This window comes from Christensenellaceae bacterium 44-20, assembly GCA_041223705.1.
GTDB lineage: Bacteria > Bacillota > Clostridia > Christensenellales > Christensenellaceae > QANA01.
Genome location: JBCLQU010000001.1, coordinates 893572 through 907023, shown reverse-complemented (window position 1 = coordinate 907023; position 13452 = coordinate 893572). Strand labels below are relative to the sequence as shown.

General features: G+C 55.2%; 8 protein-coding genes. 7 read left to right on the top strand and 1 reads right to left on the bottom strand.

Annotation, left to right across the window (positions count from 1 at the left end; all coding sequences use genetic code 11):
- Window positions 1–472: 472 nt before the first annotated feature.
- The 6 genes from AALG83_04780 to AALG83_04755 all read left to right on the top strand — a co-directional run bounded on the left by AALG83_04780 (window position 473) and on the right by AALG83_04755 (window position 10799).
- Window positions 473–1939, top strand: coding sequence for a DUF1015 domain-containing protein (locus AALG83_04780; protein MEY8382467.1), 1467 nt, complete (start codon window positions 473–475; stop codon window positions 1937–1939).
- 4 nt (window positions 1940–1943) lie between these two features.
- Complete coding sequence (locus tag AALG83_04775; protein ID MEY8382466.1) at window positions 1944–3275, top strand: aspartate kinase; 1332 nt, start codon at window positions 1944–1946, stop codon at window positions 3273–3275.
- A complete protein-coding gene (locus tag AALG83_04770; GenBank protein MEY8382465.1) occupies window positions 3272–4225 on the top strand; it encodes an AEC family transporter in 954 nt (317 codons plus the stop codon). The genes AALG83_04775 and AALG83_04770 overlap by 4 nt, the downstream gene beginning before the upstream one ends.
- A gap of 10 nt (window positions 4226–4235) precedes the next feature.
- A complete protein-coding gene (locus tag AALG83_04765) occupies window positions 4236–7970 on the top strand; it encodes a phosphoribosylformylglycinamidine synthase (GenBank protein MEY8382464.1) in 3735 nt (1244 codons plus the stop codon).
- Window positions 7971–8058: 88 nt separating this feature from the next.
- Window positions 8059–9075, top strand: a complete 1017-nt coding sequence (locus AALG83_04760; GenBank protein ID MEY8382463.1) for an acyltransferase — start codon at window positions 8059–8061, stop codon at window positions 9073–9075.
- Window positions 9076–9269: 194 nt separating this feature from the next.
- Window positions 9270–10799 (top strand): hypothetical protein, encoded by a 1530-nt coding sequence (locus AALG83_04755; GenBank protein MEY8382462.1) that lies wholly within the window; start codon window positions 9270–9272, stop codon window positions 10797–10799.
- A 47-nt stretch (window positions 10800–10846) separates the two neighbouring features.
- On the opposite strand, the gene AALG83_04750 is transcribed toward AALG83_04755, so the two are convergent.
- Window positions 10847–12175: a replication-associated recombination protein A gene (locus AALG83_04750; GenBank protein MEY8382461.1), complete on the bottom strand. Its 1329-nt coding sequence runs from the start codon at window positions 12173–12175 to the stop codon at window positions 10847–10849.
- Between the two features lie 180 nt (window positions 12176–12355).
- Here AALG83_04750 and serC point away from each other — a divergent pair, with 180 nt between their 5' ends.
- Complete coding sequence (gene serC / locus AALG83_04745) at window positions 12356–13438, top strand: 3-phosphoserine/phosphohydroxythreonine transaminase (protein MEY8382460.1); 1083 nt, start codon at window positions 12356–12358, stop codon at window positions 13436–13438.
- The last annotated feature ends 14 nt before the right edge of the window (window positions 13439–13452 follow it).

Genomic DNA, 13452 nt, shown 5'->3' with positions numbered 1-13452 from the left:
TTTCCTGCTATGCCTTTGCCGCCCTTTTATTGCCGGCAAAACGCTGGAAAAATGAAAAAATCGCCCCTTGCTAAAGAGACGAAAACTTCCGCGGTACCACTCTTTTTCCGCCCGAGGGCGGCGCTTTTTTTCTGCGCATCTCTGCGGTGAGTTCCTCTGGGCATTCCTGCCGGCTTTTCAGCCTGGAGCCGGCTCTCTTGAAGGGACGATCCAAAATACTATTCCGCTGCGCCAATCCGATATATTCTATCTTCTAAAATATAGCTCAAGGCAGAAAAAAAGTCAATGCAAAAGGCCTGCTATTTGGCGCGATCGTTACGTTTTTTTGAATTTAAAACAAAAAAAGTTGAAGCAAATGGGTGGGTGTGATATAGTATATCCGTTAGATTATGCTAGATCGTTTGCATCTGTTAGGTTAGCCCGGATAGCGGGCGCGGGGATCAGATGCCCCCGAAAGAAAGGTGACTGTTTTATGGAATTTGGCAAGGGTATCGGCGTTGCAGTCCCGGAGATTCTCATTCCGGATGAAAAGACAAACATGCGCAAATGGGCGGTGATCGCTTGCGATCAGTTCACCCAGAACCAGCAATACTGGAATGATGTTGAGCGCTTTGTAGGCAGCAGCCCTTCCGCGCTGCATGTGATGCTGCCCGAAATTTACCTGGATACTCCCGAAAAGGCGGAGCGCATCGCCTCTGCAAAAGAGATCATGCGCAGCTATATCGAAGACGGCGTGCTCAACCTGTTGCCGCCCGGTTTTATTCTTGTCGAGCGCTATATTGACGGCGTCGTCAGAAAAGGGCTGATGGTCAACGTCGATCTGGAGGAGTATGAGAACGAGCCGTATAAAACCCCGGTGGTGCGCCCCAGCGAGGAAGTGATCACCGAGCGCATTCCGCCCAGAATCGAGATCCGCAACGGCGCGGATATCGAAATGCCGCACATCATGCTTTTGATGGACGATAAAAACAAAACCGTCATCGAGCCGGTCTGGCAGAAGAAGGAATTTTTCCCCAAGGTTTACGACTTTGAGCTGATGATGAACGGCGGCCGCATTACGGGCTACTTCATCAACAATAAGGAGACCGAGCACGAGATTATGCAGGCGCTGGCGGCGCTGCCCCTGAAGGACGGCATGCGTTTCTGCGTGGGCGACGGCAACCATTCCCTGGCTACGGCCAAGGCCGTCTGGGAGCAGGCAAAAGAGCGGCTCACGCCCGAGCAGAGAGCGGAAAGCCCGCTGCGCTATGTGCTTTGCGAGCTCTTAAATATCTACGACGAGGGGCTGACGATTAAGCCCATTCATAGGACGATCTCTGGGCTGAATACATCTAAGTGTGTGCAGTATATCGTGGATCGGCTCAACGCCTCGGGCGCGGATGCGCGGCTGGTCTTTTCCAGAAGGAAGCCCAATCTGCAGCAGAGCGACGCGGCGCAGACGATCTTCTTCTCCAGCAAAGACAGCGCAGGCAGAATCGAGATCTATTCGCCGACTTCTTCCATGATCGTGGAAGAGCTTCAGCCGGTTTTGGAAAACTTCATCCGGGAGTTCCCGTCCTGCAAGCTGGAATATGTACATGGCGACGAAGAGCTGGAAGAGCTGACGCGGCAGTACGATACGCTGGGCTTCATCATGCCGGCCATGGAGAAAGAGACGTTCTTCGATACGCTGGCAGGCTTTGGCGTTCTGCCCAAAAAGAGCTTTTCGCTGGGCGAAGCGAAGGATAAGAGATACTATCTCGAATGCCGCCTGATCGCAAACCTGCCCAAGGAAGAAGAGCAGGAGGAGCAGGAGCCGCAGCAAAATACCGAGCAGGAAGAAGACGAATTTGAGAGCGCGGAATTTACGGCGACCAAAAGAAGAGGCTACCGCATCCGGCAGGAGTTTGCCGATGATGCGCTGGAAGTAGAAGAGCTGACAGATTCCGAAGAGGAGTAGAGAAATGGCGATTACCGTCGCGAAGTTTGGGGGAACCTCCCTTGCAAACACAAAGCAGATTTTAAAGGTCAAAGAGATTATACAGGCGGATGAACACCGCAGATATGTCGTCCCATCGGCGCCGGGCAAGCGCACGCCGGATGATGAGAAAGTGACGGATCTGCTGTATTTATTGCAGCGTTCTGCGGAATATGGGCATGACTATGAGATGGTCTACAATAAAATCCGCACGCGGTTTACCGAGATCCGCGATGGCCTTGGGCTGAATATCAAAATCGAGGAATATCTGAAAGAAATTCTGGAAAAGATTCTGGCCGGGGCGGATGCGGACTATGCCGCCAGCCGGGGCGAGTTTCTAAACGGCCTGCTTTTGGCAGATCTGCTGGGATATGAATTTATCGATGCGGCGGAAGTCATTTTCTTCGATAAGCGCGGCAAATATGATGCGGCGCAGACGATTTCCGCGCTCTCAAAGCGCCTGAAGGACTGCCCCCGGGCGGTGATTCCGGGCTTTTACGGCAGCATGAGCGATGGCAGCATCAAGACGTTCTCAAGAGGCGGCTCGGACGTAACCGGGGCGATTGTCGCGGCGGCGGCAGGCGCAGATCTCTATGAGAACTGGACGGACGTCTCCGGGTTCTTCATGGCCGATCCGCGCATCGTCAAGCAGGCGCGCAAAATCGATACAATCACCTATAAAGAACTGCGGGAGCTCTCCTATATGGGCGCTTCCGTGCTGCACGAGGATTCGATTTTCCCCGTCTATCAGGCGGCGATTCCCATCAACGTGCGCAACACCAACGAGCCGGAGGCACCGGGCACGATGATCCTGCCCACCGTCGAAGAAGACGAGGGCGGGCGCGTAACGGGCATCGCGGGCAAGAAGCATTTTACCGTGCTGACCATCGAGAAAAACGGCATGAATGCCGAGCTCGGGTTTGGCAGGAGAGTGCTGGCGTGCATCGAAAAATACAGCATTCCTTTTGAGCACATGCCTTCCAGCATCGATACGCTTTCGGTTGTGCTGGAAGACGGCCTGGTCAAAGACAGCATCAGCGATATTATCGACGATATTCACCGCGTCTGCGAGCCAGACAGCGTGGAAGTCGTCGGCCATATTGCGCTGATCGCGACGGTGGGCCGCGGTATGGTCAGCAATGTCGGCACGGCGGCGACGCTGTTTACGGCGCTGGCAGACGCGGGCATCAACGTGCGGATGATCGATCAGGGCTCCAGCGAGATGAACATTATCGTCGGCGTTTCCAACGATGATTTCGAGCGCGCGCTCAACGCCATTCACGATGCGTTCGTCCAAAAAGAGGCGCAGGGAAGATGATTGGAAACTCTGTGCAGGCGATTATCGGGATTTTTCTCATGCTTGCTCTGGGCTACTTTTTGGCGGCCAAGGGCATTGCGGCAGAGAAAGCCCAGGCGATGATGGGCAAGCTGCTCATCGATTTTGCCGTACCCTGCACGGTCATCAGCTGTTTCCAAAACCGATTTTCATTGGAACAAATAGGAGAGCTGCAAACCCTGGCGGTTGTAGCTGTGATTACCATCTTGGGCTGCCTCGTCGCGGCCCTTTTGTGGTCTTTCGTGGTGCGCATTCCGGCCGGGCGGCGGGGTGTTTTTACCGTCATGGCATCGCTTTCCAACGCGGGCTTTATCGGCCTTCCCACGGCGGCCGCAGTTTTTGGCGAGCAGGGCCTTTCCAGCTCGCTGATGTATTTCATCGTCGGAACCATCGTGGGCAACAGCATCATCCTGCCCTGGATTCAGAAGGACGCGGCCGCGACTAAGGGAGTTCCCATGGGCGGCAGCCTTTGGGAGACGGCCAAGAAGATTTTTACCGGGCCGCCGATCGTCGCGCTCATGCTCGCCATGATTTTGCTGGTTTTGCGCATCAAGCTGCCCAAATTCATCATGGTGGCGGTGGACGGCGTCGCGGATATGACCAGCGGGCTTTCGCTGATCTATACGGGCACGGTTGTCTATGAAGTGGGCTTTCAAAATTTCAGACCGGAAAAAGGGCTGATTTGGGCGGTGCTGTTCCGGCTGGTTTTCAGCACGGCGCTGACGCTGGCAGTCTCTTTGGCCTTTGGGCTTACGGGTGTGGATTTGCAGGTAACTGTGCTGATGTCGGCGCTGCCCAGCCCGATTTTCCCCGTAACAGCCTGCCGGACGCTGGAAGTGAACGCGGCGTATTCCGCCAAGCTGCTGATGTATACGTTAATTGGATCTTTTGTAACGCTGCCCCTTGCCATGGCAGTGGTGAATATATTTTAGGAGAGACGCTATGAGCAAAGTGAGAAGAATATTCGTCGAGAAAAAAGAGGGTTACGATGTCGCCGCCCAGGGCGCGCTGGCGGATTTTCGCGAAAATCTCTTTTTGGACAGCCTCGAGGGTGTCCGCATTGTTTTGCGCTACGATATTGAGGGCATCGCCGAGGAGGATTACGAGAGCGCCATCGAAAATGTGTTCTCCGAGCCCGCGGTGGACAAGGTTTACCGCGAAGAGCTGCCCATCCGCCAGGGTGAGATTGCCTTTGGCATGGAATATCTGCCCGGGCAGTATGACCAGCGGGCGGATTCCGCGGCTCAGTGCGTGCAGCTGCTGCTGAGGAAACAGCGCCCGGAGATTGCCACGGCGACCATCTACCTGCTTTCGGGCGATCTCACGGCGGAAGAAGTTGAGAAGATCAAACAATACGTCATCAACCCGGTGGATTCCAGAGAGGCATCTTTGGAAAAGCCGGAGACGCTGGCGCTTCAGCTGACCATCCCGACCGAGGTTGCGACGGTAGACGGCTTTATCTCCATGGATGACGCGCAGACTGCCGCATACTGCCAGGAGAACGGCTTTGCCATGAGCGCGGCGGATCTCATCTTCACCCGGGATTATTTCAAAAAAATTGGCCGCAACCCGACGATTACCGAGCTCAAGGTTGTGGATACCTATTGGTCGGATCACTGCCGGCACACGACGTTCCAGACCAAGCTGACGGACGTGCAGTTTGAAGAGGGGCCGGTGGGCGCGAAAATCCAGGAAGTTTATGAGGATTATCTGGCGGCCAGAAAAGAAGTTTACGGCGATCGGGATAAGCCCGTCTGCCTGATGGATATGGCGACGATCTACCCCAAGCTCGCCAAAAAGCGCGGCGGAATGCAGGGGCTGGATGAGAGCGAGGAGATCAATGCCTGCTCCATCGAGCATAAACTGCGTACGGACAAGGGCGACCGGGATTACCTGGTGATGTTCAAAAACGAGACGCACAACCACCCGACGGAGATTGAGCCGTTCGGCGGCGCGGCAACCTGCCTGGGCGGCGCGATCCGCGATCCGCTCTCCGGCCGGAGCTATGTTTACCACGCCATGCGCGTGACAGGCAGCGGCGATCCCCGGGAGAGCACGGCAGATACCATGGAATACAAGCTGCCCCAGCGCAAGATCACCCGGGAAGCGGCGGCGGGATATTCCTCCTACGGCAACCAGATTGGCCTAGCTACCGGGCTGGTCAGCGAGGTCTACCACCCGGGCTATAAGGCAAAACGCATGGAGATTGGCGCGGTCGTGGCCGCGGCGCCCAAAGAGAACGTGCGCCGGGAGCGCCCGGAGGAGGGGGACGTCATCGTCCTCATTGGCGGGCGGACGGGCCGGGATGGCATTGGCGGCGCAACGGGCAGCAGCAAGGCACACGACGAAAAATCCACCGCGGAATGCGGCGCAGAAGTGCAAAAGGGCAATCCGCTGACCGAGCGCAAATTGCAGCGGTTGTTCCGCAACCCGGATTTCACGCGGCTAGTTAAGCGCTGCAACGACTTCGGTGCCGGCGGCGTTTGCGTCGCCATTGGCGAGCTGGCAGACAGCCTGGATATTGACCTCGACAAGGTACCCAAGAAATACGAGGGCCTGGATGGCACGGAGATCGCCATTTCCGAATCTCAGGAGCGCATGGCGGTTGTCGTCGCGGCGGGAGATGTGGAGAAAGTGCTGGCCGAGGCGGATAAGGAGAACCTGGAGGCGACGGTTGTGGCCGTCGTAACGGACAGCGGCAGGATGCGCATGCTCTGGAATGGGCAGACCATCGTGGATATTGAGCGGGAGTTCCTCAATACCAACGGTGCAACGCAGTATGCCAGCGCGCTGGTCGCCAACTCCGAAACCAAGGGCATGTTCGACGAGCCGGCGGCAGCCGAGGCGGAGGATTTTGAGCAGACACTGCTGGCGTTGCTCTCGGATCTGAATATTTGCAGCCAGAAAGGATTGCTGGAGCGGTTTGACTCGACGATTGGCGCCAACACTGTGCTCATGCCGCTGGGCGGAAAAAAACAGCTGACGCCCATTCAGACGATGGTCGCCAAAATCCCCGTGCTGGACGGCATGAGCAGAGATGCCACGATGCTAAGCTTCGGGCTGGACCCGTATCTGCTCTCGCAGAGCCCCTTCCACGGCGCGGTATTTGCCATCCTAAACTCGGTGGCCAAGCTGGTGGCGGCAGGCGGAGAGTATCAGAACGCCTGGCTGACGCTTCAGGAATATTTTGAGCGGATGGGCGGGCCCGAGAAATGGGGCAAGCCGGTTTCGGCATTGCTGGGCGCGATGTATGCGCAGCAGGGGCTGGGCATCGCGGCCATTGGCGGCAAGGATTCCATGTCCGGCACATTCCGGGATATTTCGGTTCCGCCGACGCTCTGCTCCTTCGCGCTGACGGTGGCCGGCATGGAGCATATCGTCTCCACAGAGTTCAAAAAGCCGGGCAATTATGTTTATCTGCTGGATATCGATCTCGACCCGGTCTGCCTGCCGGTGTTCGAGGATGTGAAGGAGAAATACAGCGCGTTCTCTGCGCTGGTCAAAGAAGGAAAAGTTGCGGCGGCTTATGCCGTCGAGCGGGGCGGCATGCTGGCGGCGCTGGCCAAGATGGCCATGGGTAACGGAATTGGCGTGCGCATCGACGATCAGGTGCGCATGGCGCAGCTTTGCCGCAAGCTCTATGGCGCAATTTTGTTCGAGAGCGCGGAGGAACTGCCCGGCTACCAGAAGATTGCAGATCTCACGGCGGAAGGCGCAGTCTCCTATCAGGGCAGCAGCGTCTGCCTGGAAAAATGCGAAGAGGCGTTCCGCTCGCCGCTGGAGAAGGTGTTCCCCAGCAAGATGGTCCAGGGAGATTTGGCGGCGGAAGTTCCGCTCTGCACCCAGAGGGCAGCGAAGAAAGCCAAGCTGAGCGTGGCAAAGCCGCATGTCGTCATCCCGGTGTTCCCGGGAACAAACTGCGAATACGATTCCAAGGATTTCTTCCAGCGCGCCGGCGCCACAGCGGAGACGGTGATCATCCGCAACCTGACGCCCCAGGCCGTGGAGGATTCCATCGCGCGGCTGGTTCGGGAAATCGAGAACAGCCAGATCATCATGCTGCCCGGTGGCTTCTCGGGCGGCGACGAGCCGGATGGCTCGGGCAAGTTTATTACGGCAGTCTTCCGCAACCCGCTGGTTTCCGAGGCGGTGATGAATCTGCTGAAAAAGCGCGACGGCCTCATGCTGGGCATTTGCAACGGCTTCCAGGCGCTCATCAAGCTGGGGCTGGTTCCCTACGGCGAGATTCGCCCCATGGGCGAGGACAGCTCAACGCTGACGTTCAACAACATCGGCCGCCATGCTTCCTGCCTGGTGAACACGCGGGTAAGCTCGGTGAAATCGCCCTGGCTGGCAAATGTCAATGCAGGAGACGTGCATACCATTGCCATTTCCCACGGCGAGGGCCGCTTCACCTGCACGCCGCAGGAGCTGCAAACGCTCATCGCGAACGGCCAAATTGCGACGCAGTATTGCGATGAGAAGGGCAAAGTCGGCATGGATATTGCAGTCAACCCCAACGGCGCTTACTGCGCGGTGGAAGGGCTGCTCTCCCCGGATGGCCGGGTATTCGGCAAGATGGGCCACAGCGAGCGCTATACGGACGGCCTGCTGCGCAATGTCCCGGGCGAGAAAGACCAGGGGCTGGCAAGAGCCGGAGTGGAATATTTCCTGTAGGGCGCTGCGCCTAACTCAATAAAAAACGGCCTGGAAAACCAGGCCGTTTTTATGGCTGCAAAACTGTTTTGGGTAGAGGAGAGAGCATATGGATTTTTTGGTGATCTGCCTGTTTTTAAGCATGATCGCTTTCCGGAAGCAAACGCACGAAGACTATCTTTCCCTTGGTTCTTTTACGGCGCTCAAAGGACTTATGGCGATGGTGGTTGTGTTTCATCATTTGGCGCAAATAATGCCCGAGGAAGGATATTGCTTCCGTTTGTTTACAGATATCGGCCCGTATGCCGTGGCTGTCTTTTTCCTGCTCTCGGGATTCGGGCTGTCCACACAATTCCGGGCCAAGGGGAAAGCTTATTTTGATGGGTATTTCAAAAAACTGCTGTTAAAAATTGTGCTGCCTTATCTTGTGATGAACCTCATCTACTATTTTTTCCGCGGCATCGTTTTGGGAGAAGGGCTGACGCTTGCCTCTATTTTAAGCGACGCATCCAGGGGAGTTACGCTGGTAACCCATTCCTGGTTTATCATCGCTATTTTGCTGTTTTATACGGCGTTTTATCTTTGTTTTCGGGGATGCAGAAACAGCTGGCTCGCAAATATTTCGATTTATCTGCTGGTGTTCGCCTATGTCTATGCCTGCAAAAGGCTGGAGTTTGGATATTGGTGGTATCAGTCGTCCCTGGCGTTTGGCGTGGGCGTCACGTGGGGCTGCTATCAGGATAGGCTGGGGGAGCCAATCAGAAAAAGCTATCCGGCCATTTTATACGCTGGCGCACTGCTGCTCTGGGCGATGATCCGGCCTATGAGCTCCGAGGCGCATGTGCTCATCGCGCTATTGCGCACGGCGCTGTTTGCTGTTTTGGCTGTGCTCGTCGGCCGCAAGGCGAAATATGATTCCCGCCCGCTGGAATTTTTAGGGAAGCGCTCGCTGGAGATTTATATGGTGCAGGGGCTTGTGATGCTCCTTTTGCGCAGCGATCTCTGCTATATCAAAAGCGATTTCTGGTATGCGGCGGCCGCAGCTGCCGGCAGTATTTTGCTTGGATGCCTGCTGCATCTGCTGTTTGCGGCGATGCGGAAAAGGCTGGGATCTGCGGGGAAGTAGAGTGAGAAGAAAAGAGGCAGGCCGGGTATGGCTCGCCTTTTTTTGTAAAACAGATAGAAGTGCGAAGCAGTGAAAGGAGAGCTAGAAAAATGATTCAGCAATATTATATTGTAAATAAATGATATAATATTGATTTTGCGGTGGATTCAGTCTATACTGGAAATAAACCCAATCATAAGAAAAGAGAGAAAAACATGAAAAAACGTGGGATTGCCTTGGTGATTTGCGCCGCGATGGTGTTGCTTATGCTGGCTGGCTGTGCAGGCGGTGCGGAACAGGAGCGGGAGTATGCGAGAAAAGCGGTACAGATGCAGCTGAATGCAAAGGATGGGCTCATCTATCGGCGCAGCGACGGAGAACTGGTCTATGCGCCAGGCAAAACGGGAGGCATCGTTACGCCGGATGAAAACCATATTCTGCTGCTAAGCAGAGACGGCATCTCGATTACAGACGGGCTGGGGCTCGGAGAGAAGAATGTTTGCGATCAGGAAAACTATAAGCTGCTTAAGGTCTACGATCAATCTGCGATTTACTGCGTGGAGCAGGGCGGGGAGCGGCAATATTACCGCTATACCTATCAAAACGCAAAGAGCACAGCGCTGGGCGAGGCGGCCACTTCCAAGTGGGTAGGCGGCGAGTCGGACAGCAGTTTGCTGCTGGCTCTATCCGACGGCTCACTTTGGGCTTTTGGAGCAAAAGGGAAGCCAAAGCAGCTGGAGGAACCGGGAAGCGCGCCCTGCACGCCTGTTGCCATTTCCAATGATGGGAGCCAATGCGTCTGGATGAAAGAGAATAGCGTGTTCTATTTTGATGGAAAATCAGTAGGCCAGTATGAGACGGCGCTGGGAGAAGAGCCCAATATTCTAGCCTATTTTAACCCGAAAGAGAAACTAATCGTCATTTTAAACGGGCGAGCCCAGAGCATCTTGTTCCAAAAGAGGGGAAAACCTGCGCAGGTTGTCTCTTTTGCGGATGAGATTGCCAATACCAACATTATTGTCGCTACAAAATACGGGAATATTTTGCAAGGGCCAGAAGGAGGGGCGAGCGCTTTTTATTTGAGCGGCCCGGCAAAGCAGGCGAAGGATGAGCGCATTCTATACTATGTAACATCAGGCGGGCAAAAACAGAAAATTTTAGAGTTTGGATCAGTTTACACCATACAAAACGAGAAGATCTATTTCATCGATCGGGAGGGAAACCTCTGCTCCGCAAGGTTAGACGGCCCAGAGGTTTTGGATACGCAGGTGATCGATCAGGGCGCGGTATCCATCAGCGTATCTGCGGATGGAAGCATGGTTTGTTATGGCAAACATGCAAACCGAAGCGCAGTAGGCGATCTATACTGCGCGAAATGGGGGCAAAAAGGCGAGTTTATTGATGAGAATGTCTATCTGCGGGCTGTTTATGTGGAACTGGAGGGGGACTGCTTTGTCTATATCAAAGAGCCATACATAATTCCAAAAGGGGATGGGGATCAAATAACGGGCATGTTGATGTGGGCCAAGGATGCGGACAGCATGCGCATGCTCACAGAGGATTGCGTCGGTATTTTGCAGGAATACAAAATAGCGGATACCGGAGTGAAATCCTTTAAAAAAGGGGAGCTCAAGTTCGCAGGGTATAGCGGATATCGGCAGAGCGAGGGTTTGGTCTGCGATTATTTATGGCTGACTGATAGAGTGGAAGTTAAAAAAACCAAGGAGCAGATTTTGATTTACTAAAGAAAAAGAGCAGGGCTTTTGGCTCTGCTCTTTTTCTTATTGCTCTTTTACTTCTGGCTCTTTTTCCAATCTGCGGCAAGGGCATCCCTGCGCCGCTTGGCCTCGGCAATTTTGGCTTCCGCGCCTTGCTGCGTGGGCGCGTAGTAGCGCGCATCGGCCAGGTTATCCGGCAGATACTGCTGGGGGACATAGTGGCCGGGGAAATCATGCGGGAAGAGATAGCCTTTGCCGCTCTCTGTCCGCTCGGAGCCGGAATAGTGCGTATCCCGCAGATATGGGGGAACGCCAATCTGATAGCTGTGTTCGGCGTCGTAAAAAGCCTTTTCCACGGCCTCTGTTACGCTGCCGGATTTGGGGCTTTCGCAGATGAAGATGATGGCTTGGGCGATATTCAGCCGAGCTTCGGGCATGCCCAGCAGCTCCAGAGCCTGGGCAGCGGCGACTGCCTGCTGCAAGGCCTGAGGGTTGGCCAGGCCCACGTCCTCCGAGGCATGGACAATCATGCGCCGGGTGATGATGCGGGGATCCACGCCCGCATAGAGCATTCTGCCGCACCAAAACAGCGCCGCGTCGCTGTCCGAGCCGCGCAAGGATTTGCAGAAAGCCGAGAGCATATCGTAGTATTCGCTGTCGTCCATGCGCACAGCACGCTTCTGAATGGAATCTTCGGCAGTCTGTAAATCGATGAGGATCTCACCCTGTGCATTGGGACTGGTGGTCAGCACGGCCAGCTCCAGCGCGCCCAGGGCCGCCCGGCAGTCGCCGTTTGCGGTATACACGATATGATGCAGGGCGCTCTCTTCCAGGTAAATTTTGCGCTGCCCATAGCCGCGCTCCTCGTCGGCCAGCGCCCGCAGAACTGCCGCCCGAACATCCTGCTCGGTCAGTGGGCGGAATTCGAAAAGGCGGCACCGGGAAACGATGGCAGGCGTCATGGCGACCAGCGGGTTCTCTGTGGTGCTGCCGATGAGCTTAATCGTGCCTTTCTCGATGGCGGGCAGCATGCTGTCGGACTGCGTTTTGGACCAGCGGTGGCATTCGTCCAGCAGAAGGTAGGTGCTCCCGCCGTATAGTTTGCTGTAATTTTCCGCTTCAGAGATGATCTCCCGGGCCTGCTTGACGCCGTCCGAGACGGCATTCATCTTGCGGAAGGCAGAGTGCGTCGTATTCGCGATGATCTCGGCCAAGGTGGATTTGCCCGAGCCGGGAGGGCCATAGAAAATGCAGGAGCCCAGCTTGTCTGCCAAAATGGCCCGGCGCAGCAGCCTGCCCTGGCCGACGATATGCTCCTGGCCGATGAACTCCTCCAGCGTCCGCGGGCGCATTCGGTCGGCCAGCGGCGCCTCTTTTTTTAGGTTTGCCTGAAATAGATCCATATTGTTTCCTTTCCGCTTTCCCATAAAGCGGCGAACTGTGTTTCTTATCGCATTTCCTTCTGGCATTATATCATAATTTAGCATATTATGATATTGCTGGAATCGGCTTTTTGGTCTATAATCAAACTGTATAGTTTTGGGAACAGAATAATTTGAAATATTTTTGCGGAGGTACATAGTTTGAAACGCGTTTATAATTTTGCGGCAGGCCCGAGCACGCTGCCGCTGCCGGTGCTGGAGCAGGCTGCGGCAGAGATGTGCGATTACCGCGGCACGGGGATGTCTGTCATGGAGATGAGCCATCGCTCCAAGGTGTATCAGGATATCATCGACGAAGCAGAGGCTTGCCTGCGGGAGCTGATGGGTATCCCGGAGAACTATAAAGTTCTGTTTTTGCAGGGCGGCGCGTCTTTGCAGTTCGATATGGTGCCCATGAACCTGCTGGGCGCGGAGCACGATTTGGCCTACTATATCGTTTCCGGCTCTTTTGCCAAGAAGGCGGCTGCTGAGGCAAAGCGCTTTGGCAATGTCATCATCCCGGCCTCTTCCCAGGAATATAAATTCTCCTTTATCCCGGAGACGACGCCCGAGATGTTCAAAACGCCGGCAGACTATGTCCATATCACATCCAACAACACCATCTACGGCACGCGCTATGCAAAACTGCCCGAGACGGGCGGCATTCCCATCGTCTCGGATATGTCTTCCTGCATTCTCTCCGAGCAGATTGACGTCTCGGATTACGGCCTGATTTACGCAGGCGCGCAGAAGAACATCGGGCCTGCCGGGCTGACCATCGTCATCGTGCGCGAAGACCTGATTGGCAGAAAAGAGGATATTCCGCCCATGCTGGATTACAAAGTCTATGCGGAAAACGGCTCCATGTACAACACCCCGCCGACCTACGGCATCTATCTGGCCGGGCTGGTGTTCAAAAACCTCAAGGAAAACGGCGGCGTTGCGGCAATGGAAGAGAGAAACAAGAAGAAAGCCGCGCTGCTCTACGATTATCTCGATCAGTCCCGGCTGTTCAAGGGCTGCGCGCGCAAGGATTCCCGCTCGCTGATGAACGTAACCTTCGTTACGGGCAACGAAGAGCTGGATCAAAAATTCTGCGCAGAGGCGGCGGAGCAGGGCATCGTGAATATCAAGGGCCATAGAAGCGTCGGCGGGATGCGTGCGAGCATCTATAATGCCATGAGCATGGAGGGCGTGCAGGCGCTGGCCGATTTCATGGAGAAGTTTGAAAAGGAAAATCAATAAAGGAAGAAGAGGAA

What these genes read in the sequence shown, in the direction of transcription:
- AALG83_04780 (MEY8382467.1), top strand. Translation starts at nt 473, where the DNA reads ATGGAATTTGGCAAGGGTATCGGCGTTGCAGTCCCGGAGATTCTCATT.
- AALG83_04775 (MEY8382466.1), top strand. Translation starts at nt 1,944, where the DNA reads ATGGCGATTACCGTCGCGAAGTTTGGGGGAACCTCCCTTGCAAACACA.
- AALG83_04770 (MEY8382465.1), top strand. Translation starts at nt 3,272, where the DNA reads ATGATTGGAAACTCTGTGCAGGCGATTATCGGGATTTTTCTCATGCTT.
- AALG83_04765 (MEY8382464.1), top strand. Translation starts at nt 4,236, where the DNA reads ATGAGCAAAGTGAGAAGAATATTCGTCGAGAAAAAAGAGGGTTACGAT.
- AALG83_04760 (MEY8382463.1), top strand. Translation starts at nt 8,059, where the DNA reads ATGGATTTTTTGGTGATCTGCCTGTTTTTAAGCATGATCGCTTTCCGG.
- AALG83_04755 (MEY8382462.1), top strand. Translation starts at nt 9,270, where the DNA reads ATGAAAAAACGTGGGATTGCCTTGGTGATTTGCGCCGCGATGGTGTTG.
- AALG83_04750 (MEY8382461.1), bottom strand. Translation starts at nt 12,175, where the DNA reads ATGGATCTATTTCAGGCAAACCTAAAAAAAGAGGCGCCGCTGGCCGAC.